Genomic DNA, 23,308 nt, shown 5'->3' with positions numbered 1-23,308 from the left:
GCCGCGGTGCATCAGCAGCCGCAGGCAGCCTTCGGCGCCGAATCCAGCGTCGCGGCGCGCGTCTTCAGACCCAGCTTCTCGAGCAGCACGCGGTCGTCGTCCGCCTCCGGGTTGCCGGTGGTGAGCAGCTTGTCGCCGTAGAAGATCGAGTTGGCGCCGGCCATGAAGCACATCGCCTGCACCGCCTCGCCCAGCTCGCGGCGGCCGGCGGACAGGCGCACGCGCGCCTGCGGCATGGTGATGCGCGCCACCGCGATGGTGCGCACGAATTCGATCGGGTCGAGCTTCTCGACGCCGTGCAGCGGGGTACCTTCGACCTGCACCAGGTGGTTGACCGGGACCGACTCCGGATACGGGTTCAGGTTGGCCAACTGGGCGATCAGGCCGGCGCGCTGCTCGCGCGTCTCGCCCATGCCCACGATGCCGCCGCAGCAGACCTTCAGGCCGGCGCTGCGCACGCGGCCGAGCGTGTCCAGGCGGTCCTGGTACTCACGGGTGGAGATCACGTTGTTATAAAAATCCGGCGCGGTGTCGATGTTGTGGTTGTAGTAGTCCAGGCCCGCTTTCTTGAGCTGTTCGGCCTGGCCCTCTTCGAGCATGCCGAGGGTGGCGCAGGTTTCCATGCCGAGCGCCTTCACTTCGCGCACCATGGTTTCGACCTTCTCCATGTCGCGCTCCTTCGGGCTGCGCCACGCCGCGCCCATGCAGAAGCGGGTCGCGCCGTTGGCCTTGGCTTCGCGCGCAGCACTCAACACGGTGTCGAGGTCGAGGATCTTCTTGGCTTCCACACCGGTGTCGTAGCGCGCGGCCTGCGGGCAGTAGCCGCAGTCTTCTTCGCAGCCGCCGGTCTTGATCGACAGCAGGGTGGCCAGTTCGACGTCGCCGTCCGGGAAGTTGGCGCGGTGCGCGGTCTGGGCGCGGTGCATCAGTTCGTTGAAGGGCAGCTCGAACAGAGCCAGCACGTCGGCCAGCGGCCAGGTGGCGTTCTCGGCCTGCTTGATGGCGACAGGACGGTGGAGGGCGACGGTGTTAGTTTGGGACATCTCGGTTTTCCTTAAGTCTGGACGCGCGGGGAATGCCAGCCCGGCAGCCCCGCGAGGTCGATATATTCTGCGGCGGCTTGCGCCGTCGGGTTTTGCAGGCGGGGCACGTGGCCCAGCAGCGGCGCCGGAATGCGTTGTTCCAGCGCGTCGATGTTTTCGCGCTCGAAGCGCATGTCCGGGTCGACCGTGTTGGCGACCCAGCCGGCCAGCACCAGGCCTCGGGATACGATGGCCTCCACGGTCAGCAGCGCATGGCTGATGCAGCCCAGGCGCATGCCCACCACCAGGATCACCGGCAGGTTCAGTTGCGTGGCCAGGTCGGCACTGTCGAAATCGTCGTTGAAGGGCACGCGGAAGCCGCCGACGCCTTCGACCACGACGGCGTCCGAGGCCGCGTGGATCTCGGTGTAGGCAGCCAGGATCGGCACCGGTTCGATGGTGACGCCTTCCAGCGCGGCGGCGATGTGCGGCGCCGCCGGCTCCTTCAGCATGAAGGGCGTGGTGATGCTGCTTGGCAGGTGCACGTTGCCGGCCGCGCGCAGCATGTCGGCGTCCTCGTTGTGCAGTTCGCCGTCACGCATCTCGGCGCCGGCCGCGACCGGCTTCATGCCGCAGGCGCGGCGCCCGCTCGACGCCAGCTTGTGCAGGATCGCGGCGGAGACCAGGGTCTTGCCGATCTCGGTATCGGTGCCGGTGACGAAGCAGCAGAGGCGCGAGGGCACGGCGTCCAGCGGCAGCGCTTCCGGCTGCGGCTCGGCGGGCGCTTCCGTGGCGACCGCGGCGCCGGCGCTGCCCGGCACCGTGAGCACGGGCGTCAAGGCGACCGGCTGGTCTGGTTCGTTCAGGTTCTTCATGCGGTGGCCCTTTCCAGTTCGTTCAGTGCGCGTGCCAGCCTTGCCACTTCGTCGTGGCTGTGCGCAGCCGACAAGGTCACGCGCAGGCGCGCCGTGCCCGGCGCCACGGTCGGCGGACGGATCGCCGGCACCCACAGGCCCTGTTCGTGCAGGCCGGCGGCCACGCGCAGCGCGTCCTCGTTGCTGCCGATGATGATCGGCTGGATCGCGGTATGGGACGGCACCAGCTGCCAGCGCTGCAAGCGCAGCGCATCGCGCAGCTGCGCCACCAGCGCGGCCAGGTGGCTGCGGCGCCGCACGCCTTCGTCGCCGCCGATGATATCAAGGCTGGCCTGCAGCGCATGCGCCAGCGCCGGCGGCGCGGCCGTGGTGTAGATATAGGGGCGGGCGCGCTGCACCAGCAGCTCGATCACGCTGGCGTGCGCCGCAACGAAGGCGCCACCCACGCCGGCGGCCTTGCCGAGCGTGCCGATGTAGACCAGGTTCGGGGAGCGCAAGGCGAAGTGTTCGAGCGCGCCGCGGCCATGTTGTCCCAGCACGCCGAAGCCATGGGCATCGTCCACCACCAGCCAGGCCCCGTGGCGTTCGCACAGCGCCAGCAGCTGGGGCAGCGGCGCCAGGTTACCGTCCATGCTGAACACGCTGTCGGTGACGACGATCCTGGTGCCGGCCGTGCTGGCGCCCAGCTGCTGTTCCAGTTTATCGACATCGCCATGCGGATAGACCGAGACATTCGCCTTGGCCAGGCGGGCGCCGTCGATCAGCGAGGCGTGGTTGAGCGCTTCCGAGAAGATCTGCGCATCGGCGTCCGCCCCCAGTGCGGTCAGCACCGCAAGGTTGGCCATGTAGCCGGTGCACAGGTAGAGGGCACGCGCATTGTCGATGTAAGGCGCCATCCACTCGCCGAAGCGCTGCTCGAGCAGTGCATGGGCGCGGCTGTGGCCACTGACGAGGTGCGAAGCGCCGCTACCGGCGCCGTAGCGGTCTGCGCCTTCGCGCAGCGCCGCGACGATGGCCGGATGCGCCGCCAGGCCCAGGTAGTCGTTGCTGCAAAAGGCCAGCATCTCGCGGCCGTCGACGACCTGGCGCGGGCTGCTGGCGCCGTCGGTCACGCGGCGGCGGCGCGTCAGGCTTTGCGCTGCCAGCGCGTCGAGTTTGCGGTCGATTCCTGCGATCAGATCCATATTCAACCCGCGATCACCGATTCAAACACCTTCTGCGTGCGCGCGGCCAGGCCGGCGACATCCTCGTCGTCCAGCACGTAGGGCGGCATCAGGTAGACCGTGCGGCCGATCGGGCGCAGCAGCAGTTCGTTCTCCACCGCCGTGCTGAAGAAGCGGCGCGCGAAGGTCGAGGCGCGTGCCGGGTCCGGCTCCACCGCATCGAAGGCGAAGATCATGCCGCGCTGGCGGAAGTGGCGCACGCGCTCGTGCTCGGCCAGCGGCGCCAGGGCGATGGTCAGCTCCGTGGCCAGCTCGCGGTTGCGGTTCAATACGTCGTCGTCCTCGAAGATATCGAGCGTGGCCAGCGCCGCGCGGCAGGCCAGCGGGTTGCCGGTGTAGGAATGCGAATGCAGGAAGCCGCGCGTGATGTCTTCGCTGTAGAAGGCCTGGTAGATGGCGTCGCTGGTGAGCACCAGCGAGAGCGGCAGGTAGCCACCGCTGATGCCCTTGGACAGGCACAGGAAGTCCGGCCAGATGGCCGCCTGTTCGCAGGCGAAGAAGGTGCCGGTGCGCCCGCAGCCGACCGCGATCTCGTCGGCGATCAGGTGCACGTGGTGCTGGTCGCACAGCTCGCGCAGCAGTTCCAGGTAGAGCGGGTCGTACATCGCCATGCCGGTCGCGCACTGCACCAGCGGCTCGACGATGATGGCGGCGATCCTGTCGGCGCGCTCCTCGAACAGGGTGCGTACATCTAGAATGGCGCGTTTGGCCACGTCCTGCGCCGACTCGCCCTCGACCGCATTGCGCGCATCGGGCGCCGGCACCACGTGCGAGGCGCGCAACAGCGGGCCGTAGGCATCCTTGAACAGCGGCACGTCAGTGACGGCCAGCGCCCCGATGGTCTCGCCGTGGTAGCTGCCCTGTAGGCAAACGAATTCCTGCTTGGAGGAATAGCCGGCATTGCGCCAGGCGTGGAAGCTCATCTTCATCGCGATCTCGACCGCCGAAGCGCCGTCGGACGCATAGAAGGCGTGGCCGAGGTTGTGGCCGGTGAGGGCGGCCAGCTTTTCCGACAGTTCGATCACGGGCTCGTGGGTGAAACCGGCCAGCATCGCGTGTTCCAGCTTGTCCAGCTGGTCCTTCAGCGCCGCATTGATGCGCGGGTTGGCGTGGCCGAACAGGTTGACCCACCAGGAACTGATGCCGTCCAGGTAGCGCCGGCCTTCGTGGTCATACAGCCACGGACCCTTGCCATGGCTGACCGCGATCAGCGGCACCTCTTCGTGGTGCTGCATCTGGGTGCAGGGGTGCCACACGCTGCGCAGGCTGCGTGCGATCCAGTCGGAAGAGGTTTGCTGCTTCACAATCGATCCAATACTTGATACGTAAACTTAATTCAGCCAGGTCGGCTTGCGCTTCTCGAGGAAGGAGGCCACGCCTTCGCGGCCCTCGAGCGACGCGCGGATTTCCGCGATGCGGTTGGCCGTGTCCGCCAGCAGCGTGTCGTCGACCGGCTGGCCCACGACGTCGCGCACCAGCGTCTTCGCTTCACGCACGGCGTTCGGGCTGTTCGACACCAGGCACTTCACGATGCCGGCCACGGTGGCGTCCAGTGCGTCAAGCGCGACGACTTCGTGGGCGAAGCCAATGCGGCGGGCCTCAAGCGCATCGAAGCGTTCGGCGGTGAGGAAGTAGCGGCGCGAGGCCTGCTCGCCCATGGCCTTGATGACGTAGGGCGAGATGGTCGCCGGGATCAGGCCCAGCTTCACTTCGGACAGGCAGAAGTGCGCCACCTCGCTGGCGACCACGATGTCGCAGGCTGCGACCAGGCCCATGCCGCCGGCGTAGCAGTCGCCCTGCACCTTGGCGACGGTCGGTTTCGGGCACAGGTAGATGGTGCGCAGCATGTCGGCCAGGCGCGCGGCGTCCTGCTGGTTCTCGCTGTGCGAGTAGCCGGCCATCTTCTTCATCCAGTTCAGGTCGGCGCCGGCGCAGAAGGCCGGGCCGTTCGCGGCCAGCACGATGGCGCGCACCTGCTCGTTGCGGCCGAGTTCATCGAAGGCCAGCGCCAGTTCGGCGATGGCGTGCTCGTTGAAAGCGTTGCGCAGGTCCGGGCGGTTCAGGGTGACGGCGGCCACCTTGTCGTCGATGGAAACAGTGAGGGTCTGGTATGTCATGTCAAGTTCCCTTTACATCCGGAACACGCCGAATTTCGTTTCCTCGATCGGCGCATTCAGCGCGGCCGAGAGGCCCAGGCCCAGCACGGTACGGGTGTCGGCCGGGTCGATGACGCCGTCGTCCCACAGGCGCGCCGAGGCGTAGTAGGGGTGGCCCTGGTGCTCGTACTGCTCCTTGATCGGCTGCTTGAAGGCCGCTTCTTCCTCCGGCGACCACTGGCCGCCCTTGCCTTCGATGCCGTCGCGTTTTACTGTCGCCAGCACGGATGCCGCCTGGTCGCCGCCCATCACCGAGATGCGCGCGTTCGGCCACATCCACAGGAAGCGTGGCGAGAAGGCGCGGCCGCACATGCCGTAGTTGCCGGCGCCGAAGGAGCCGCCGATGATGACGGTGAACTTCGGCACCGAGGCGGTGGCGACGGCCGTGACCATCTTGGCGCCATTGCGGGCGATGCCTTCGTTTTCGTACTTGCGGCCGACCATGAAGCCCGTGATATTTTGCAGGAACACCAGCGGAATCTTGCGCTGGCAGCACAGCTCGATGAAGTGGGCACCCTTGAGTGCCGACTCCGAGAACAGGATGCCGTTGTTGGCGATGATGCCGACCTTCATGCCATAGATGTGGGCGAAGCCGCACACCAGCGTGGTGCCGTAACGGGCCTTGAACTCGTCGAATTCGCTGCCGTCGACCACGCGCGCGATCACTTCGCGCACGTCGAAGGGCTTGCGGGTGTCGACCGGGATCACGCCGTACAGCTCTTCCGGCGCGTACTTCGGCTCGACGCTTTCGCGCAGCGCGCCCTGCACCGGCTTGACGCGGTTCAGGTTCGACACGATGGTGCGGGCCAGCGACAGCGCGTGCAGATCGTTCTGGGCCAGGTGGTCGGCCACGCCCGACAGGCGGGTGTGGACGTCGCCGCCGCCCAGGTCTTCGGCGGTGACGACTTCGCCGGTGGCGGCTTTTACCAGGGGAGGGCCGCCCAGGAAGATGGTGCCCTGTTCCTTGACGATGATCGATTCGTCGCTCATGGCCGGCACGTAGGCGCCGCCGGCGGTGCAGGAACCCATCACCACCGCGATCTGCGGGATGCCCTTGGCCGACAAATTCGCCTGGTTGTAGAAGATGCGGCCGAAGTGGTCGCGGTCCGGGAACACGTCATCCTGGTTCGGCAGGTTGGCGCCGCCCGAGTCGACCAGGTAGATGCAGGGCAGGTGGTTCTGCTCGGCGATCTCCTGGGCGCGCAGGTGTTTTTTCACCGTCATCGGGTAGTAGGTGCCGCCCTTGACGGTGGCGTCGTTACAGACGATCACCACTTCCTGGCCGGCGACGCGGCCGATGCCGGTGATGATGCCGGCGCTTGGTGCCGCACCCTCGTACATCTCGTAGGCGGCCAGCTGGGAGAACTCGAGGAAGGGCGTGCCCGGATCCAGCAGCATCTGCACGCGGTCGCGCGGCAGCAGTTTTCCACGCGCGACGTGCTTGGCGCTGGCGGCATCACCGCCGCCTTGCGCCATCTGCGCCACTTTCGCGCGCAAGTCGTCGACGATGGCCTGCATGGCCGCGGCGTTGGCCTTGAAGTCCTCGCCGCGCGGGTTGAGTTTGCTCTCGATGTGGGGCATTGCCGTCCTCTGTCTCTGGGAGGTTCGAATAACCTACTGCGCGTTGCACTGGCGGTGGGGGCGCCTAGCCTTGCGATGCTCGCTGCGGTTCTTCGATCCTCCCATATTTATTTTGGGAAACTGCCGTCCAGGTAATACCAGCGCTTCTCCCCGGTTTCGGAGTCAGCTTCGCGCAGGAAACGGCTCACTTCATGAAGCCGGTGCGCGCGTCCGCCTACCTTGAAGCGGGCGACGAATTCCACGGTATCGCTGTCTGGATCGTCCGGTGAATTTACTTTACGTTGACGTAAACGTAAAGCAGATTTTACCTCAAGCCCCAGCCATCGGATTGGTTCCTTGTCATCGATGATGGGTTCTGCAGGACGGGTCGTAGGATGCCAGGTAGCAAGCAGATAAGGCTCGTTCTTCAGCGTATACGCGGTATAGCGCGAGCGCATCAGGGCTTCGGCCGTGGGCGGCAGGGCTTCGCCGGCAATGAACGGGCCGCAGCAGGCGCCAAGGGACGGCCCGCCGCAGGGGCAGGCTCCAGGAGTGGTCGTTTTGGACATGGCCGTCATTATCCGCCATTTCGACGGTGGAGACGGCCGATCGGTATGCGTGGCGGGTCAGCCGCGCAGGGTCAGCCCATCCAGGGAGAAGGGCGGCGCCTCGCCTTTCATGGCGCCGGCCAGCAGGCTGGCGCTGCCGCAGGCGAAAGTGAAGCCCAGCGGGCCATGGCCCACGTTCAGCCACAAATTGCCGTAGGGGGTGGCGCCGATGATCGGGGCGCTGCTCGGGGTGGCGGGACGCAGGCCGGCCCAGACCGAGAGCTGCGAATAGTCCGCCGCGCGCGGCATGGTTTCCTTCACCTGGCGCGTCAGGCCCTCGACGCGCTTGGGATTGTGGCTCAGGTCTTCGCCCACCATGTCGACCATGGCCGCCACGCGCAGCTTGTCGCCGATGCGGGCGTACAGCACCTTGCGCTCGAAGTCGGTGACGCTGATTTCCGGCGCCACGTCGTCGGCGCGGATCGGCGCCGTCAGGCTGTAGCCCTTGAGCGGGTAAAGCGGCAGCGAGATCCCGACCGTGTCCGAGAGGGTGCGGCTCTGGATGCCGGCCGCCAGCACGTAGCTGTCGGCCTGGAGGATGCCCTGGTCCGTCTCGATGCCGGTGATGCGGCCTTTGCTTGCCACCAGGCGGCGCGCCTCGGCGTGGATGAAGCCGTCGAAACGCGGATGCTCGCGCAGGCGCGCGGCCAGCGCCACGCAGAAGGCATGGCAGTCGGCCACCGCTTCGCCGCTGTTATAGATGCCGCCGGCCAGCAGCGGCTCGGCCGCCGCCAGGGCCGGTTCGCGCGCGGCGCACTCGCTGGCGGACCAGATCTCGCCGGCGCCCGGCTTGCCGGCCGCCTTCTCGAACACCTCGCGCGAGCGGTAGACCACCAGCTTGCCGGCGTCGCGCCAGTCGAATTCCTCGAGCGGCACGGTGACTTCGAGCTGCTTCATGCCCTGGCGCGAGAGCTCGCCCAGTTCGAGCAGCTTGGCCGTGGTCTTGCGGTTGACGTCGGCGCGGCAGTGCGCGAGGAAGCTGGCCAGCCAGCGGTACTGGCGCAGGTCGGCCTCAGGCCGGAAGTGCAGCGGCCCGGTGTCCTGGAACATCCATTGCAGGGCCTTCAGCGGCACGCCCTCGTCGGCCAGCGGCGACACGTAGCGGTAGCTGAGCTGGCCGCCATTGCCGTAGCTGGAGCCGCTGCCGACGCCTGGTGCGCGTTCGAGGAGGCTGACGCGGTAGCCGGCTTGCGCCAGCCACCAGGCCGAGGTCAAACCGACCACGCCGCCGCCGATGACGATGACGATGATTTGCTGCATTCTAAACTCTTCTTTTTAGCGTGGGTGTGGAGCTTATGCGCTGGCCGGCGCAGCGGCCAATGAAAGTCGCGTCGAGCGCCATAACCGGCTTATATAGGGATGCGTTGATATCATGTTGCCGCCTGTTGGCCGACGATGGCGCGGCGGTGCAGCGCGCTGAGGATGCGCTCCTCGAAGCGGGCCCGCGCCGAATAGCGTCCTTTCTGCAGTTCCGGATCGGCCGAACAGCCTCCTGCCAGCATGACCAGGCCATTGCCGCGCGCGAGGTCGGCTGCGAAGACCGAAATCAGGCCATATGCGTCGCCCGAGTGGCCGACCGCATCGAAGCCGCCGCCCTCGACCAGTCCGGTGCCGGGTCGGTCCGGGAAATGGGCGTTGCCCAGGCCCCAGGCGGGGAAGAAACCGTTCAGCGAATCGCCGTTGCCGCCCTTGTCGTCGATGGTCCAGTGGCGCGCGAACATGCGCTCGAGCGTGGCGCGCTGGAATAGTCGCGTGTTGCCATGCACGCCGCCGTTCATCAGCATCCGCATGACCACGCCCATGTCGCGCGCCGAGATGCGCAGGCCGCCGGTCGGGCTGAAGGGCGTGGCATTGGCGCCGGGGACGTAGCCGGCGATGCCGGCGGGAGGAGCCGGGGGCTTGGCCGAATAATCGTCGACCTGGGCAATCCAGGGGCCGTTCGCGTTCCAGACTTCGGTGTCGACCGTGCGCTTGCGGTACAGCGTCGCCAGGTTCTCGAGCGCCGCCGGCGGCAGCGCCGACGGGTTGTAGCCCGCCACAATGCCGAGCGGCTGCAGCAGCAGGCGCTGCATCAGGAGGTCGAAGCGCTCGCCCGTCACGCGTTCCATCGCGGTGCCGATCACGCCCCAGCCGAGGTTGCAGTAGGTGAAGTACTCGCCCGGGCCGGCGAGGGCAGACCACATCTTTCCTTCGCCGTACAGGGGAGCGCCCGGCACCAGCACATCCTTCAGGGCAGTGGCGAACGGCCAGGAATAGCCGCCTTCGTCGCGCAGCGAGGAGGTGTGGGTGAGCAGGCTGCGCAGCGTAATGACGCGCTGGGGGAAATGCGGGTTGCGCAGGCTGAAGCCCAGGTAGCCCGACACGTCGGCCTCGAGGTCGACGCGGCCCGCTTCTACCAGGCGCATCAGGCCCAGGGTGGTCATCATCTTGGAGATCGAGGCGATGCGGTACAGGGTCGCGGGCGTGGCCGGCTTGTCGGGCAGTGCGCCGTTACCGATATAGCGGCGCCCGAAAGCCTGTTCATACACCGGCTGGCCGGCGCGGATGGCGACGACCGACAGGCTGGCCAGCTGCATCGCCGGATCGTCGACGATGGCCGCCAGTTCGGCGTCGAGCGCCTGGCGCGCCGCGGCGGTCAGGAGCGGCGTGGCCGCAGGAGAAGCCGGCGCCGCGAACAGCGGCTCGACCGCGCCCAGCAGGGCCATGCCCAGCAAGCTGCGCCTGCGCTCGTTCATCCCGGTCTCCTTTCGTCTTTTGTTATTTGTGAAATATGTGAACCTTTGGTTGAGCATACGGAGTGACAGGAAGGATTGCCAAATGAATAGCTGTGGCCTTGGCATAACCGTTTTATATTGGTCTCAAGTGGTATGCCTATGAGAGAAGTGCATGCATATACGAAGCTTTTTCATGGATCGCACTGTGCCGGGAACAGGTGTTGCCATTACACTTTGTTCAACCCCCTGAGCATGCCGCCGATGACGACTAGCACCCCCGCCTTCCAGGTCGACCTGACCGACAACTCGCCGCTGTACATGCAGCTGGCGCGCAAGCTCGCGCAAGACGTGCGCGACGGCCGCTACCAGGCCGACCAGGCCCTGCCTTCCGAACGCACGCTGTCCGAGCAGCTCGACGTCTCGCGCGTTACCGCGCGCAAGGCGATCGACCAGCTGGTCGACCAGGGCCTGGTGGTGCGCCGGCGCGGCTCCGGCAACTACATCGCGCCGCGCATCGAGCAGCCCTTGTCGGACCTGTCGAGCTTTTCCGAGCAGCTCCAGCAGCGCGGCTATACGCCCAGCAGCCACTGGCTGCGCCGCGAGGTCGTGCTGGCCGACGCCGACGAGCAGCTGTCGCTGGGTTTGTCCCCGGGCACGCGGGTGGCGCGCCTCGAGCGCCTGCGCCTGGCCGACGAAGTGGTGATGGCGTATGAAGTCAGCGTGATCCCGGCCACCGTGTTGCCGCGTCCCGAAAACGTCGGCGGCTCGCTGTATGCCCACCTGGCCAAGACCGGGCACATGCCGGTGCGCGCGCTGCAGCACCTGCGCGCGATGAACGCGTCCGCCGAGCTGGCGGCGCGCCTGGACGTGCCGGAAGGCCGCGCGGTCCTGTTCATCACCCGCGTCGGCTACCTGGAATCGGGCGAGCCGGTGGAGCTGACGCATTCGTATTGTCTAAGTGATCACTACGATTTCGTCGCGGAGCTCAGGCGCCCAGCATAACTTTTCGGCATGATGAAAGGCGCAGCTTTCATAAGCCACCCGCCGTAATTGGTATTACACTGGTTTCATCGACTACTTTGCACCAAGAAGACACGGCATGCTGAAAACCGAAACCCCGGCCCAGGACCACGCTTCCCTCGACCAGTACCCGACCGTGGAGCTGGTCAACGTCCTGGTCGACGACCAGCTCAATGCGGTCAATGCCGTGCGCGCCGCTGCGTCGCGCATCGCCGCCGCCGTCACCGCCGCGCTGCCGCGCGTGGAAGCGGGCGGGCGCCTGATCTACGTCGGCGCCGGCACTTCCGGCCGCCTCGGCGTGCTCGACAGCGTCGAGCTGTACCCAACCTTCTCCTGGCCGCACGAGCGCGCGGTGGCGCTGCTGGCCGGCGGCCAGGAAGCGATGTTCGTCGCGGTCGAAGGCGCGGAGGATGACTTCGAGCAGGGCGCGGCCGACCTGAAGCAGGTCGATGTCAGCGCCAACGACGTGGTGCTCCTGATCGCCGCGTCGGGCTTTACCCCCTACGTGCTGGGCGCATTGCAAGCCGCGCGCGCGGCCGGCGCCCTGACCATCGGCTTCGCCAACAACCCTGACGCGCCGGTGGCCAAGGATGCCGAGATCGGCATCACGCTCGACACCGGCCCGGAAGTCATCTCCGGTTCCACCCGCCTGAAGGCCGGCACCTCGCAGAAGATCGCGCTGAACACCTTCTCGAGCGCGCTGATGGTCCGTTTACACAAGGTGTATGGCAACCTGATGGTAGACTTGAAGGCTACCAACGCCAAGCTGGTGCGACGCGCCATCCGCCTGACCGTGTTCGCCACTGGCGCCGACGAAGCCGCCGCGCAGGCGGTGCTCGAGCAGTGCGGCTACCACGTCAAGACCGCGGTGGTGGCCCTGATCAAACAAACCAGTGTCGAGCAGGCGCAAGCCCTCCTGGAGGCGGCGCACGGCAGCGTGCGCGAAGCCATCGCGTAATCTGGCCGGCGCACACCCCCGTGCGCCGCTCCTGCCGACCACGAAAGACCTATGCAGACTTCGCTCGACAAACCTTCGTCCACCGCCAGCCCGTCGCAGCCCAATCCGTGGTCCTGGATCCCGTCCCTGTACTTCTCGCAGGCCATCCCCTATGTGGTGGTGATGAGCCTGTCCGTCATCATGTACAAGGACATGGGCGTGTCGAACTCCGACATCGCCTTCTATACCAGCCTGCTGTACCTGCCCTGGGTGATCAAGCCCCTGTGGTCGCCGATCGTCGACATGTTCGGTACCAAGCGCCGCTGGACGGTGCTGCTGCAGCTGGGCGTGGCCGCTTCGCTGGTGGCGGTGGGCCTGTCGCTGCAGCTGCCGAACTTCTTCATCGCCAGCCTCGCCGTGATGTGGTTGATGGCCTTCAGTTCCGCCACCCATGACATCTCGGCCGACGGTTTCTACATGCTCGGCCTGCGCCAGCAGCAGCAGGCGGCCTTCGTCGGCGTGCGTTCGACCTTCTACCGCCTGGCGACGCTGTCGGTGCAGGGGCCGCTGGTGGTGCTGGCCGGCTACCTGGCGACACGGCTGGGCAGCGTCAACCAGGCCTGGGCGATCGTGTTCTTCGTGCTCGCCGCCTTCTTCTTCGGGGCCTTCCTGTGGCACGGCTTCATCCTGCCGAAGCCGGACAGCGACCGCAAGGTGGCGCGCTCCAGCAACCCGCTGCGCGACTTCTTCACCACCTTCGCCCTGTTCTTCCGCAAGCGCGACATCTGGCTGATCCTCGGCTTCATCCTGACCTTCCGCCTGGGCGAAGCCCAGCTTCTGAAACTGGTGGCGCCCTTCCTGAAGGATCCGCTGGCCGCGGGCGGCCTGGGCCTCACCACCGAGCAGTACGGCATCGCCTACGGCACCATCGGCATCGCCTTCCTCACGCTGGGCGGCCTGGCCGGCGGCTACCTGATCTCGCGCCTGGGCCTGAAGCGCTGCCTGTGGGTGATGGTGTTCGCGATCCACCTGCCGGACCTGGTGTTCGTCTACCTGTCGCAGACCCAGCCGACCAGCTTCGCCGTGGTCTGCACCGCGCTGGCGATCGAGCAGTTCGGCTACGGCTTCGGCTTCACCGCGATGATGCTGTACATGATCATGGTCTGCGAGGGCGAGCACAAGACCGCCCACTACGCGATCTGCACCGGCTTCATGGCCCTGGGCATGATGGTGCCGGGCATGTGGAGCGGCGACCTGCAGGAATACCTCGGCTACAAGAACTTCTTCATCTGGGCCTGCCTGTCGACGATCCCCGCCTTCATCATGGCGGCGCTCGTGAAGATCGACCCCGAGTTCGGCAAGAAGTAAATCACGGGGCCGCCGGCCCCGTATAACGAACAACAACAAGGAGACAACGCAGCAATGCGCGACGCACCCGTGCGCCTGACCTCGCTCGACGCCTTCCGTGGCTTCACCATCGCCGCCATGGTGCTCGTGAATAATCCGGGCGACTGGGGCAACCTGCATGCGCAGCTGGCCCACGCCAAGTGGCACGGCTGGACCTTCACCGACTGCATCTTCCCCTTCTTCCTGTTCATCGGCGGCGTCGCCATGACGCTGTCGCTCGGGCGCCTCGCGGAAAGCGGCGCCGATAAGCCGCAGTTGCTGCTCAAGCTGGCCAGGCGCGCCGCGCTGATCTTCCTGATCGGCTTCCTGCTCAACCTGATTCCGCGGTTCGATTTCGAGACCGTGCGCATCCCGGGCGTCCTGCAGCGCATCGCCCTGTGCACGCTGCTGGCCGCGCCGCTCGTGGTCTACCTCGGCTGGCGCGCGCAGCTGGCCGTGATCGCCGGCCTGCTGGCGCTGTACACGGTGCTGATGCTGTGGGTGCCGGTGCCGGGCATCGGCGCCGGCGTGCTGGAGCCGGGCCAGGATTTCGGCGCCTGGGTCGACCGCATGGTGCTGGACGGTCACATGTGGGTGCAATCGAAGACCTGGGACCCGGAAGGACTGCTCAGCACCATCCCCGCCCTGTGCAGCCAGCTGTTCGGCGTGCTCGCCGGCCGCGTGCTGGCGGCCAGGCTGCCGCGCGTCGAGCAGACCGCATGGATGCTGTTCGCCGGACTGGTCCTGCTGGGCCTGGGTTCGAGCCTGGATGCCGTGCTCATGCCGATCAACAAAAGCCTGTGGACGGTATCCTATTGCCTGTGGATGAGCGGCTGGGCGTTGCTTGCCTTCGGCATGTTCTACTGGCTGCTGGATGCCAACCCCCATGCGATCGTGCGCGAACGCGCTGCCGCGTGGGCCAAGCCCTTCGTCATCTATGGCATGAACGCGCTGTTCATTTTCGCGTTCTCGGGTTTCGTGGCCAAGATGCTCGGTTTTATCAAGCTGGGGCAGCCGGACGGCAGCCAGCTCTCGCTCGGCCGCATGTTGTACGCGCCGATCAAGGCGCTGCCGCTGGGCGCCGCCAACACCTCGTTGTTATATGCCATCCTCTTCAACGCCTGCATGTTCGCGATCGCGTACGGCATGTGGCGCAAGCGGTGGTTCGTCAAAGTCTGAGAAGAGAACAAAGGAGCGGATTTGAAGCCCGATTTGAAAAAACGTGCGTTCACCCTGGCCGGCATGGCAGGCATGGCTGGTGCGCTGACCATGGGCGGTTTCCTCACCGCCTGCACCACGCAGCCGACCGTTCCCGAAGGCGGCGCGGGCGGCGCCGACCATCCGCCGCCGGCCCCGCGCGAATTCCGCGCCGCCTGGGTGTCCACCGTGGCCAACATCGACTGGCCGAGCAAACCTGGCTTGCCGGCCGTGCAGCAGCAGGCCGAGGCGATCGCCATCCTGGAGCGCGCGGTCGCGCTCAACCTGAACGCCATCGTGCTGCAGGTGCGTCCGGCGGCCGACGCGATCTACCCGTCGAAGATCGAGCCCTGGACCGAATACCTGACCGGCGCCCAGGGCAAGCCGCCGATGCCGTGGTACGACCCGCTCGCCTTCTGGATCAAGGAAGCGCACGCGCGCGGCCTCGAGCTGCACGCCTGGTTCAACCCCTACCGCGCGCGCCACGACAATGCGCGCTCGCCCGCGGCGCCGAACCACATCACCAACACCATTCCGTCCGCGGTCAAGCGCTACGGGAAGTTCATGTGGATGGACCCGGGTGAAGAAGCGGCCTCGAAGCAGACCATGGACGTGATTCTCGACGTGGTGCGCCGCTACGACATCGACGGCGTGCACATCGACGACTACTTCTATCCCTACCCGATCGCGGCGCCGGAAGTGGCGGGCAACGCCCAGGCGCTGGACGGCAACGGCAAGCCCGCGACGAAGGAACTCGACTTCCCCGACGGCCCGGCCTGGGAGCGCTACCTCGCGCGCGGCGGCAAGCTCGATCGCCCGTCCTGGCGGCGCGACAACGTCAACCGCCTGATCGAGGCCATGTACAAGGGCATCCACAAGGAAAAGAGCTGGGTGCGCTTCGGCATCAGCCCCTTCGGCATGGGACGTCCGGACCGCCGCCCGCCGGGCATTTCCGGCTTCTCGCAGTACGACAAGCTGTACGCGGATGCCGAGCTGTGGCTGGAGAAGGGCTGGCTCGACTATTTCGTGCCCCAGCTGTACTGGCCGATCGCCCAGACCGCCCAGTCCTACCCGGTGCTGCTCGACTACTGGATCTCGCAGAACCCGCAGAACCGCCACATGTGGCCGGGCCTGTTCACCAGCCGCATCGGCGCGGCGGCGCCGACCCTGAACTACGAGCCGAAAGAGATCCTGGACCAGATCGCGCTGACCCGCCAGCGTCCGTTGTCGACCGGCCACGTGCACTTCAGCATGGTGGCCCTGACCCAGAACCGCAAGGGCATCAGCGACCAGCTGCGCGCGACGACTTACCAGGGCCAGGCGCTGGTGCCGGCCACGCCCTGGCTGGCCAGCGAAGCCCCCGGGACCCCGCAGGTTTCGGCCAAGCGCGGCAAGGACGGCGTGCAACTGCGGCTCAAGGCCGGCAGGGCCAACATGCTGTACGCGATCTGGGCCCGTCATGGCGGCGAGTGGCGCTTCTCGGTGGCGCCGGCCGCGCGCGTCGACTGGACCGTGCCGGACGACGCCAGACTGGGCGCCGCCGACCTGGTGCTCGTGAGCGCGGTGAACCGCCTCGGCAAGGAAGGCGCACGCGTGCAGGCCTGGCGCAAGCCCTCGTAATATGGAACACTCGCAGGCCATGCACCCTCACGAACTGCAAGACAATCTCGGCCTCGGCATCGACGCCGGCGGCACCCAGACCCGCTGGGCCCTCGCGGCGCCGGGCGGGCGCATCGTCGCCGAAGGCACGGCCGGGGGCCTGTCGGCCCTGCAGATGGGCAGCCTCGAAGGGCGCGAGACCGTGCAGGCGACCTTCGGCGCCATCGCGCAGGCAGTGCTCTCGCATGGCCGCCCGGTGGCGGTGCGCGCCGGCGTGACCGGTTTCGGCGGCGACGGCGGTCCCCTGCAGCAAAGCCTGGGCGCGCTGCTCGGCCTGGACCCGAAGGCCGTCGTGCTCAGCAATGACATCGAAATCGCCTACCTCGCCAGTTTCAAGCCGGGCGAGGGTTACCTCGTGTATTCCGGCACCGGCTCGATCGGCGCCTTCATCGATGCAGGCGGGGGCTTCCACCGCGCCGGCGGACGCGGGGTGGTGCTGGACGACGGCGGCGGCGGCTTCTGGATCGCGCGCGAGGCACTGCGCCACATCTGGCGCCTCGAGGACGAGCATCCCGGCGCCTGGGAATCCTCGCCGATGGCGCACGCCGTGTTCCAGCACGTGGGCGGCTCGGACTGGTCGTTCTCGCGCCAGTTCATCTATGGCCGCGAGCGCGGCGAGGTCGGCAAGCTGGCGATCGCGGTCGCCGCCACCGCCGAGCGCGACCCGGCGGCGGCCGCCATCCTGCGCGAAGCGGGCCGCGAACTGGCCCGGCTGGCGCAGGCGCTGGTAAACCGTTTCGGCCCGCGCCCGGTGGCCCTGGCCGGCCGCGCCGCCGAACTGCACCCGGCGATCGTCGAAACCATGCGCGCGGCGCTGCCGCCCGATACCATACTGAGCCAGACCGGCATGCGCGCCCATTACGCGGCCGCACGCCTGGCCGCTGGGCCATCCCACTAGATGCAAACCACCAGGATTCCACGCCGATGAAACACCTGAACCTTCTCGCCGTTCCGATCATTCTTTCCGTGCTGGCCGGCTGTACCACCGCGCCGGTCGCGCCAAGCGGCCCGAAGATCGATACCACCTACACCGCCAAGGGCCAGTCGAGCCGCGCGCGCTTCCTGGTGCTGCACTACACGGTGTCCGACAACCCGACCTCGATCAAGATCCTGACCGAGCAGCAGGTGAGCTCCCACTACCTGGTCACGAACCATGCCCAGCCGATCATCTACCGCCTGGTCGACGAGAACCGCTCCGCCTACCATGCCGGCAACTCGAGCTGGAAGAACTACACGCAGCTGAACAACAGCTCGATCGGCATCGAGATCGTGAATCCCGGCTGGACCGCCACGCCCGACGGCGGCCGCCTGTTCTACCCCTTCCCGCAGTCCCAGATGGATGTCCTGATCCCGCTGCTAAAGGACATCGTGCAGCGCCACGGCATCGCGCCCGAGAACGTGCTCGGCCACAGCGACATCGCGCCGCAGCGCAAGCAGGACCCGGGCCCGCTGTTCCCGTGGGCGCGCCTGGCCCAGGAAGGCCTGGTGCTGTGGCCGGACGCGAACCGCGTCGCCCTGGTGCGCCCGATCTTCGACGCGACCCTGCCGGACGTGTTCTGGTTCCAGCGCAAGCTGGCCACCCACGGCTTCGCGATCCAGCAGACCGGGGTGCTCGACCAGCAGACCCGCACCGTGCTGCAGGCCTTCCAGATGAAATACCGCCCGGCGGACTTCGCCGGCAATCCGGACGCGGAAACCGCGGCCCTGCTTGAGGTGCTGACCACGCCGGCCAATGCGCCGCTACCGGTGATCCTGCCGCCGCCGGTGACCACCTCGCCGGTGCCGATGCTGCCGCCGGCGACGCCGCCGGCCCCGGTGGTGCCTGAAACCGCGCCTGCCCCTGCCGCGCCGGTGCCCGTGCCGACACCGGCCGTCCCGGCGCCGGTGCCGACGCCGGCCACGCCGCCCATCCCGGCCCCGGTCCCGGCGGCGCCGGCTGCACCGGCGGCACCAGCCACGGCGCCGGCCGTACCGGCGAGCCCAGCTGTTGTGAACACGCCGTGACGGTCGCCGCGGCCGGGTTTTCCCTGTATCCTTCGAAAAATCCGCGTCATGCGCGCGGGGTCTCAACAGAAGGATGAAGCGATGCGCCTGCGCCATATCGAAGTTTTCCACGCCATCATGCAGGTCGGTACCATCAGCGGTGCCGCCCAGGTTCTCCACATCTCGCAGCCGGCGGTGACGAAAGTCCTGCAGCACGCGGAGCTGCAGCTGGGCATGCCGCTGTTCGAGCGGGTGCGCGGCAAGCTGTATCCGAAACCGGAAGCGCACCGCCTGTTCGCCGAAACCGAGAAGCTGAACCGCGACCTGCAGGGCATCCGCCGCCTGGCCGCCAGCCTGAAGAGCCGCGCGGTGGAAACCGTGCGCCTGGTCTCGACACCGACCATCGCGATCAGCGTGCTGCCGCAGGCGATGACGGTATGGCGCCGCGACTTCCCGCAGGCGCGCTGCGAGCTGTCCACCCACCACACCAGCGAGATCGTGAACGCGCTGCGCCTGGGCGAAGCCGACCTGGCGCTGTCGCTGCAGGACCCGCGCCACCCCGGCATCGTGGCCGAGCCGATCGCCCACGGCTATCTCACCGTGATGGCGCCGCGCGGCACCTGGAGCGAGGAAGAACTGTCCCGGCCTTTCGGCGCCGAAGGCTTGAGCGGCGAGCTGATCGGCCTGACCGACGGCGACCCGCTGGGCGAGATCGTGGTCGCGGCCTGCGAGGCCCAGGGCGTGCAGCCGGTCTACCACACCGTGGTGCAGACCTACCAGATCGCCCGCTCGCTGGTGGAAGCCGGCGCCGGCCTGGCCGTGCTCGACCCCTTCACCGCGGCTTCGGCCGACCCGGCCAGGGTGCAGTGCCGCCAGTGGGCGCCGGCGATGCCGGTGCACCTGTATCTCCTGAGCGCCAGCCATTCCCCCTTGTCGCACGGGGCGCGGGAGCTGGCCAACTGTATCGGCGCGACCGCGCGCGCCTGTCTCGAAAAAGGCTGTGCATGACCCTGACTGTGGCCAGCGAGGATATCGCCGGCAGCCCTGAATTCCGCCATCTCACCAGTATCGACGGGATCGCGATCGACCTGCGCTACGCCACGCCCAACAACTTCGTCGGACGTGACCTGTATTCGCCTTTCGATTGCGCCTGGCTGCACCGCGACGCCGCCGAGGCGCTGGAGAAGGTCGTGGCCTGGCTGAAGCAGCGCCGTCCCGGATACACCGCCCTGGTGCTCGACGCCCTGCGTCCGCAGCGCGTGCAGCAGCAGCTGTGGGACGCGCTCGAGGGCACCGGCCTGCAGATGTACCTGGCCAACCCGGCGCGCGGCTCGATCCACTCCTACGGCATGGCGCTCGACATCACCCTGCTCGACGAACAGGGACGCGAGCTCGACATGGGCACCGGTTTCGACGACATGACCAATTTGTCGCATCCGGCGCTGGAAGAAGGCTTCCTGATCACCGGCGAGCTCACCGACGAGCAGGTGGCCAACCGCCGTCTGCTGCGCGAGGGCATGCTGGAGGCGGGCTTCTTCGGCATCAACACCGAATGGTGGCATTTCGACTGCGGCGACCGCGAACTGGTGCGCGCCACCTACCGCCGCGTGCTCTGACATGCGTGGCCTGCGCCCCTTATGCTGGCTGCGCAGTGCGATTACATTAGTCTGCATCCTGCTGGCGCCGCAACTGCAGGCCCAGTCGGTCGCCTTCACCTTCGACGACGGCCCGATTCTGGCCGCTACCCCACACCTGGGGCCGCAGGCCCGTAACGCGGCCATGCTGGCGGCGCTGGCGCGGCAACAGGTCCAGGCCGCGCTGTTCGTCACCGTCGGGAACGGCGCCGACCGCCCGGAAGGCCTGGCGCTGGCGCGCGCCTGGGGCCAGGCCGGCCATGCGCTCGCCAACCACACCATGACGCATCCGGACCTGGACAGCGACAAGGTCACGCTCGCCCAGTACCAGCAGGAAGTGCTCGACTGCGACCGCGTCATCGCCGCTCTGCCGGGCTACCAGAAGTGGTACCGCTACACCTACCTGCGCGAAGGGAACAGCAAGGACAAGCGCGACGGCATGCGCGCCTTTCTCCGCCAGCAGGGCTACCGCAACGGCTACGTCACGCTCGACACCAGCGACTGGCGGCTGAACGAGAAGCTGACCGAGGTGCTGGCAAAGAATCCGTAGGCGAACGTCGAGCCGATCCGCCTGGCCTACCTGGCGCACATCCGCCAGCGTGCGCTGGCCTACCGCGAGCTGGGGCAACGGCTGCAGGGCAGGGACATCCCGCAGGTCCTGCTGCTGCACCATAACCTGATCAATGCGATGTGGCTGGACGACGTGATCCGCCAGTTCAAGGACATGGGCTGGACCATCACCACGCCGGCCCAGGCCTATGCCGATCCCGTCTACCGCTTCATGCCGGAACGCTCCGGCGGCAGCCTGTTGCTGGCCATGGGACGCAGCCTGGGACTGAAGCCTGCAGAACTGGGATTGCGCCTGATGGACGACGGCGACTTCGAGATCGAGGCCCTCGCGCAGCAGGGCCTTTGAAGCCGGCGTGGGCTTGCGCGCAGGGCCGTTGCGCTGGCTCATAGGTAGCAGACTGGACAGTACTAAAGTTAGTCCAGACGATGCCGAAAGGAGCGCTTCCATGCCTGCCTTCGATCACGTACGCCGCCTGTGCGGCGCGCTTGCCGCAAGCTGCTTTCTCCTGGCCTCACCGCTGCATGCGCAGTCGGTGGCCCTGACCTTCGACGACGGTCCATCGCTGGCCGCAACCCCGCTCCTGTCGCCCCAGGCCCGCAACGACGCGATGCTGGCGGCGCTGGCCAGGCACGGCGTCCAGGCGGCGCTGTTCGTCACCGCCGGCTTCGGCACCAACCGGCCCGAAGGCATGGCGTGGGGGCTGGCCGGCCATGTCATCGCCAACCATACAGTGACCCATCCGGACCTGGACGACCCCGCGGTCACGCTGGCGCAGTACCAGCAGGAAGTGCTCGACTGCGATCGCGTCATCGCGGCGCTGCCCGGCTATAAGAAATGGTTCCGCTTCCCCTACCTGCGCGAAGGAGGCACGCCTGAAAAACGCGAGGGCATGCGCGCCTTCCTGGGCGAGCACGGCTACCGCAATGCGCGTATCACGCTGGACACCGCCGATTGGCGCCTGAATGGCGAACTGCTCGAGGCGCTCGCGAAGGATCCGCAAACGGACCTCGAACCCTTCCGCCAGGCCTACCTGGCGCAGGTCCGCGAGCGTGCCGAGACCTACCGCGAACTGGCCCGGCGCCTCCAGGGCCGCGACATACCCCACGTGGCCCTGCTGCACCATAACCTGATCAATGCGCTGTGGCTGGACGACGTGATCACCCTGTTCCAGGACATGGGCTGGACCATCACGAGCCCGGCGTATGCGTATGGCGGCAGGATCCACCATCTGGCGCCGAAGCCTCCGGCGCCCGCGCTGAGGATGCTCTAGGGCATGGCCGGTGCCTGTGCCGGCGCCGCCTGCGCTCCCGAACGCGCCACCCAGTCCACCAGCGCATCGAGCACCGCGCGTCCGCGACCGTTGCCGGCCTGCTCGCTGTTGACGATCGCGACGAACACGTTCTGCACGCCGTCCGCATCCGGCACGTAGCCCGCCAGCGCCACCACGTTGCGCAGCGTGCCGGTCTTCAGGCGCGCACGTCCCGCCGCCGCGGTGCCCTGCAGGCGGCGGCGCAGGGTGCCGTCGATGCCGGCGATCGGCATGCTGGACTGGAATTCGGGCGACCAGTTGCTGCGCAGGCCGGCCTGCAGCAGGTAGGCCATCTGCTGCGGCGTGATGCGTTCAAGGCGCGACAGACCCGAGCCGTTCTCGATCACGAAGCCGGCATCGTCGATCCGATGGCCGCGCATCCATTCGCGCACCGCGGCATCGGCCCGTGCGAAGGTACTCTCGTCGTTGACCGGAAGGGCGAAGCTGCCTGCCGCCGGATCCGGCTGCAGGCTGCCCAGGCTGAGGAACAGGGTGCGCGCCAGCAGGTTGTCCGAGGGCTTGTTGGTGTCGCGGACCAGCTCCGGCAGCATGCGCGAGGTATGCTCGGCCAGCAGGGTCGAGTCGGGCGGCGCCGTGCCCTCGACCGCCTTGCCGCTGAACTTTCCGCCCAGCTCCTTCCACTTCTGCCGGAACAGGCGCTCGATGTAGTCGTTCCGGTCCAGCACGTTGATGCTGTAGCTGCGCGCGCAGTCTTTCGGGAAGGTCCCGTGCAGGAGCACCCGGATGCGGCCGTCCTTCTTGCGCACGGCTTCCGGCAGCTTCCAGCCGTCTTCCCACTTCGCGCAGTCGGCGTCGATGAGCGTCATGTCGGAGCCGATGCTCACGCGATCCAGTTGCGGCTGCATCTCCAGCTTCAGGCGCTTGTTGGTCGAGCGCATGTCGATCTGGATCATGTTCTTGTTGACCAGCAGCGCATCCGGGATCACGTTGTAATAGGCCTCGGGCGACTCGTCGAAGGGCGCGATGCCGACGTCCGTGCGCGCCGGCTGCCACAGGCTGCGGTCCAGCACCAGGTCGCCCTCGATGCGGCGGATGCCCTGGTAGTGCAGGGCACGCAGCATGTTTTCCAGGTCTGCGCCGGACAGGTCGGCGTCGGCGCCGCCTTTCAGGATCAGGTTGCCGCGCAGGACGCCTTTCTCGATCTCGCCCGTGGTGCGCAGCTCGGTGCGGCCGCGGAAGGCGGGGCCGAGGCGCTCCAGGCTGACCATGGTCGTCACCAGCTTCATGGTCGATGCCGGCTGCATTGGCCGGTCGGCCTGGTGCGACAGCACCACGCTGTCGCCCTTGAGCACCAGCACGCCGAGGGCGTCTTCGGGCAGGCCCTGCTGCGCCAGCACCTGGGCGACCGGCGCCGGCAGCTGGGCATGGGCGCTGCCGAAAACGGCAACGAAGAGGGTGGCGAGGGTAAGGCGGCGCAGCATGATGACTCCTGA

General features: G+C 67.5%; 21 protein-coding genes and 1 pseudogene. 12 read left to right on the top strand and 10 right to left on the bottom strand.

The annotated features are described in order from the left end of the window. Positions 1 to 11 precede the first annotated feature (11 nt). The 9 genes from bioB to FG94_RS08425 form a co-directional block, all read right to left on the bottom strand. Positions 12 to 1,043: a biotin synthase BioB gene (gene bioB, locus FG94_RS08460; RefSeq protein WP_229445893.1), complete on the bottom strand. Its 1,032-nt coding sequence runs from the start codon at positions 1,041 to 1,043 to the stop codon at positions 12 to 14. 11 nt (positions 1,044 to 1,054) lie between these two features. Next, positions 1,055 to 1,897, bottom strand: a complete 843-nt coding sequence (gene bioD / locus FG94_RS08455) for a dethiobiotin synthase (protein ID WP_081925866.1) — start codon at positions 1,895 to 1,897, stop codon at positions 1,055 to 1,057. Beyond that, positions 1,894 to 3,081, bottom strand: a complete 1,188-nt coding sequence (gene bioF / locus FG94_RS08450; RefSeq protein ID WP_036209754.1) for an 8-amino-7-oxononanoate synthase — start codon at positions 3,079 to 3,081, stop codon at positions 1,894 to 1,896. The genes bioD and bioF overlap by 4 nt, the downstream gene beginning before the upstream one ends. A gap of 2 nt (positions 3,082 to 3,083) precedes the next feature. Continuing rightward, positions 3,084 to 4,424: an adenosylmethionine--8-amino-7-oxononanoate transaminase gene (bioA, locus tag FG94_RS08445; protein ID WP_036209751.1), complete on the bottom strand. Its 1,341-nt coding sequence runs from the start codon at positions 4,422 to 4,424 to the stop codon at positions 3,084 to 3,086. A 27-nt stretch (positions 4,425 to 4,451) separates the two neighbouring features. Then, on the bottom strand, positions 4,452 to 5,237 hold the full coding sequence (locus FG94_RS08440; RefSeq protein ID WP_036209748.1) for an enoyl-CoA hydratase/isomerase family protein: 786 nt from the start codon (positions 5,235 to 5,237) through the stop codon (positions 4,452 to 4,454). A gap of 12 nt (positions 5,238 to 5,249) precedes the next feature. Continuing rightward, a complete protein-coding gene (locus FG94_RS08435; protein ID WP_036209746.1) occupies positions 5,250 to 6,857 on the bottom strand; it encodes a carboxyl transferase domain-containing protein in 1,608 nt (535 codons plus the stop codon). 107 nt (positions 6,858 to 6,964) lie between these two features. Further along, entirely contained in the window at positions 6,965 to 7,405 is a 441-nt protein-coding gene (locus FG94_RS26515; RefSeq protein WP_081925878.1) for a YchJ family protein, read from the bottom strand. Positions 7,406 to 7,462: 57 nt separating this feature from the next. Further along, positions 7,463 to 8,704 carry a D-amino acid dehydrogenase gene (locus FG94_RS08430; protein ID WP_036209744.1) on the bottom strand — a complete coding sequence of 414 codons (1,242 nt, stop codon included), beginning with the start codon at positions 8,702 to 8,704 and terminating at the stop codon, positions 7,463 to 7,465. Between the two features lie 110 nt (positions 8,705 to 8,814). Continuing rightward, positions 8,815 to 10,179 (bottom strand): serine hydrolase, encoded by a 1,365-nt coding sequence (locus tag FG94_RS08425; protein ID WP_229445892.1) that lies wholly within the window; start codon positions 10,177 to 10,179, stop codon positions 8,815 to 8,817. A 240-nt stretch (positions 10,180 to 10,419) separates the two neighbouring features. On the opposite strand from FG94_RS08425, the gene FG94_RS08420 reads away from it, so the two are divergent. The 12 genes and pseudogenes from FG94_RS08420 to FG94_RS08370 all read left to right on the top strand — a co-directional run bounded on the left by FG94_RS08420 (position 10,420) and on the right by FG94_RS08370 (position 21,815). Then, positions 10,420 to 11,160, top strand: a complete 741-nt coding sequence (locus FG94_RS08420; protein WP_036209828.1) for a GntR family transcriptional regulator — start codon at positions 10,420 to 10,422, stop codon at positions 11,158 to 11,160. 97 nt (positions 11,161 to 11,257) lie between these two features. Further along, a complete protein-coding gene (murQ, locus tag FG94_RS08415; RefSeq protein WP_036209741.1) occupies positions 11,258 to 12,136 on the top strand; it encodes an N-acetylmuramic acid 6-phosphate etherase in 879 nt (292 codons plus the stop codon). Positions 12,137 to 12,187: 51 nt separating this feature from the next. After that, on the top strand, positions 12,188 to 13,483 hold the full coding sequence (locus tag FG94_RS08410; protein WP_051996344.1) for an MFS transporter: 1,296 nt from the start codon (positions 12,188 to 12,190) through the stop codon (positions 13,481 to 13,483). Positions 13,484 to 13,537: 54 nt separating this feature from the next. Next, positions 13,538 to 14,680 carry an acyltransferase family protein gene (locus tag FG94_RS08405; RefSeq protein ID WP_036209738.1) on the top strand — a complete coding sequence of 381 codons (1,143 nt, stop codon included), beginning with the start codon at positions 13,538 to 13,540 and terminating at the stop codon, positions 14,678 to 14,680. A gap of 63 nt (positions 14,681 to 14,743) precedes the next feature. Beyond that, positions 14,744 to 16,318 carry a glycoside hydrolase family 10 protein gene (locus FG94_RS08400; protein ID WP_051996349.1) on the top strand — a complete coding sequence of 525 codons (1,575 nt, stop codon included), beginning with the start codon at positions 14,744 to 14,746 and terminating at the stop codon, positions 16,316 to 16,318. A gap of 19 nt (positions 16,319 to 16,337) precedes the next feature. Next, positions 16,338 to 17,255 (top strand): N-acetylglucosamine kinase, encoded by a 918-nt coding sequence (locus tag FG94_RS08395; RefSeq protein ID WP_036209817.1) that lies wholly within the window; start codon positions 16,338 to 16,340, stop codon positions 17,253 to 17,255. Positions 17,256 to 17,281: 26 nt separating this feature from the next. After that, positions 17,282 to 18,076: pseudogene (locus FG94_RS08390) on the top strand (N-acetylmuramoyl-L-alanine amidase); the annotation flags it as partial. A gap of 366 nt (positions 18,077 to 18,442) precedes the next feature. Beyond that, positions 18,443 to 19,348 carry a LysR family transcriptional regulator gene (locus tag FG94_RS08385; protein ID WP_036209727.1) on the top strand — a complete coding sequence of 302 codons (906 nt, stop codon included), beginning with the start codon at positions 18,443 to 18,445 and terminating at the stop codon, positions 19,346 to 19,348. Beyond that, the gene (locus FG94_RS08380) at positions 19,345 to 19,956 is read left to right on the top strand and encodes a M15 family metallopeptidase (protein WP_036209724.1); all 612 of its coding nucleotides are present in this window, start codon (positions 19,345 to 19,347) and stop codon (positions 19,954 to 19,956) included. Before FG94_RS08385 ends, FG94_RS08380 begins: the two co-directional genes overlap by 4 nt. Position 19,957: 1 nt before the next feature. Next, positions 19,958 to 20,524 (top strand): polysaccharide deacetylase family protein, encoded by a 567-nt coding sequence (locus FG94_RS28115; RefSeq protein ID WP_229445891.1) that lies wholly within the window; start codon positions 19,958 to 19,960, stop codon positions 20,522 to 20,524. Between the two features lie 138 nt (positions 20,525 to 20,662). Then, positions 20,663 to 20,890 (top strand): hypothetical protein, encoded by a 228-nt coding sequence (locus tag FG94_RS28110; protein ID WP_229445890.1) that lies wholly within the window; start codon positions 20,663 to 20,665, stop codon positions 20,888 to 20,890. A 100-nt stretch (positions 20,891 to 20,990) separates the two neighbouring features. Further along, positions 20,991 to 21,815, top strand: a complete 825-nt coding sequence (locus tag FG94_RS08370; RefSeq protein WP_051996343.1) for a polysaccharide deacetylase family protein — start codon at positions 20,991 to 20,993, stop codon at positions 21,813 to 21,815. On the opposite strand, the gene dacB is transcribed toward FG94_RS08370, so the two are convergent. After that, positions 21,812 to 23,296, bottom strand: coding sequence for a D-alanyl-D-alanine carboxypeptidase/D-alanyl-D-alanine-endopeptidase (dacB, locus tag FG94_RS08365; protein ID WP_036209721.1), 1,485 nt, complete (start codon positions 23,294 to 23,296; stop codon positions 21,812 to 21,814). The two genes, FG94_RS08370 and dacB, sit on opposite strands and share 4 nt — an antisense overlap. Positions 23,297 to 23,308: the final 12 nt, after the last annotated feature.

The organism is Massilia sp. LC238, assembly GCF_000735635.1.
GTDB lineage: Bacteria > Pseudomonadota > Gammaproteobacteria > Burkholderiales > Burkholderiaceae_D > Telluria > Telluria varians.
This window is presented reverse-complemented; position numbering and strand designations above follow the sequence as displayed.

Bases quoted from the DNA above. Each gene is read 5' to 3' on its own strand.
- bioB (WP_229445893.1), bottom strand. From the start codon at position 1,043: ATGTCCCAAACTAACACCGTCGCCCTCCACCGTCCTGTCGCCATCAAG.
- bioD (WP_081925866.1), bottom strand. From the start codon at position 1,897: ATGAAGAACCTGAACGAACCAGACCAGCCGGTCGCCTTGACGCCCGTG.
- bioF (WP_036209754.1), bottom strand. From the start codon at position 3,081: ATGGATCTGATCGCAGGAATCGACCGCAAACTCGACGCGCTGGCAGCG.
- FG94_RS08440 (WP_036209748.1), bottom strand. From the start codon at position 5,237: ATGACATACCAGACCCTCACTGTTTCCATCGACGACAAGGTGGCCGCC.
- FG94_RS08435 (WP_036209746.1), bottom strand. From the start codon at position 6,857: ATGCCCCACATCGAGAGCAAACTCAACCCGCGCGGCGAGGACTTCAAG.
- FG94_RS26515 (WP_081925878.1), bottom strand. From the start codon at position 7,405: ATGTCCAAAACGACCACTCCTGGAGCCTGCCCCTGCGGCGGGCCGTCC.
- FG94_RS08430 (WP_036209744.1), bottom strand. From the start codon at position 8,704: ATGCAGCAAATCATCGTCATCGTCATCGGCGGCGGCGTGGTCGGTTTG.
- FG94_RS08425 (WP_229445892.1), bottom strand. From the start codon at position 10,179: ATGAACGAGCGCAGGCGCAGCTTGCTGGGCATGGCCCTGCTGGGCGCG.
- FG94_RS08420 (WP_036209828.1), top strand. From the start codon at position 10,420: ATGACGACTAGCACCCCCGCCTTCCAGGTCGACCTGACCGACAACTCG.
- murQ (WP_036209741.1), top strand. From the start codon at position 11,258: ATGCTGAAAACCGAAACCCCGGCCCAGGACCACGCTTCCCTCGACCAG.
- FG94_RS08410 (WP_051996344.1), top strand. From the start codon at position 12,188: ATGCAGACTTCGCTCGACAAACCTTCGTCCACCGCCAGCCCGTCGCAG.
- FG94_RS08405 (WP_036209738.1), top strand. From the start codon at position 13,538: ATGCGCGACGCACCCGTGCGCCTGACCTCGCTCGACGCCTTCCGTGGC.
- FG94_RS08400 (WP_051996349.1), top strand. From the start codon at position 14,744: ATGGCAGGCATGGCTGGTGCGCTGACCATGGGCGGTTTCCTCACCGCC.
- FG94_RS08395 (WP_036209817.1), top strand. From the start codon at position 16,338: ATGCACCCTCACGAACTGCAAGACAATCTCGGCCTCGGCATCGACGCC.
- FG94_RS08385 (WP_036209727.1), top strand. From the start codon at position 18,443: ATGCGCCTGCGCCATATCGAAGTTTTCCACGCCATCATGCAGGTCGGT.
- FG94_RS08380 (WP_036209724.1), top strand. From the start codon at position 19,345: ATGACCCTGACTGTGGCCAGCGAGGATATCGCCGGCAGCCCTGAATTC.
- FG94_RS28115 (WP_229445891.1), top strand. From the start codon at position 19,958: ATGCGTGGCCTGCGCCCCTTATGCTGGCTGCGCAGTGCGATTACATTA.
- FG94_RS28110 (WP_229445890.1), top strand. From the start codon at position 20,663: ATGTGGCTGGACGACGTGATCCGCCAGTTCAAGGACATGGGCTGGACC.
- FG94_RS08370 (WP_051996343.1), top strand. From the start codon at position 20,991: ATGCCTGCCTTCGATCACGTACGCCGCCTGTGCGGCGCGCTTGCCGCA.
- dacB (WP_036209721.1), bottom strand. From the start codon at position 23,296: ATGCTGCGCCGCCTTACCCTCGCCACCCTCTTCGTTGCCGTTTTCGGC.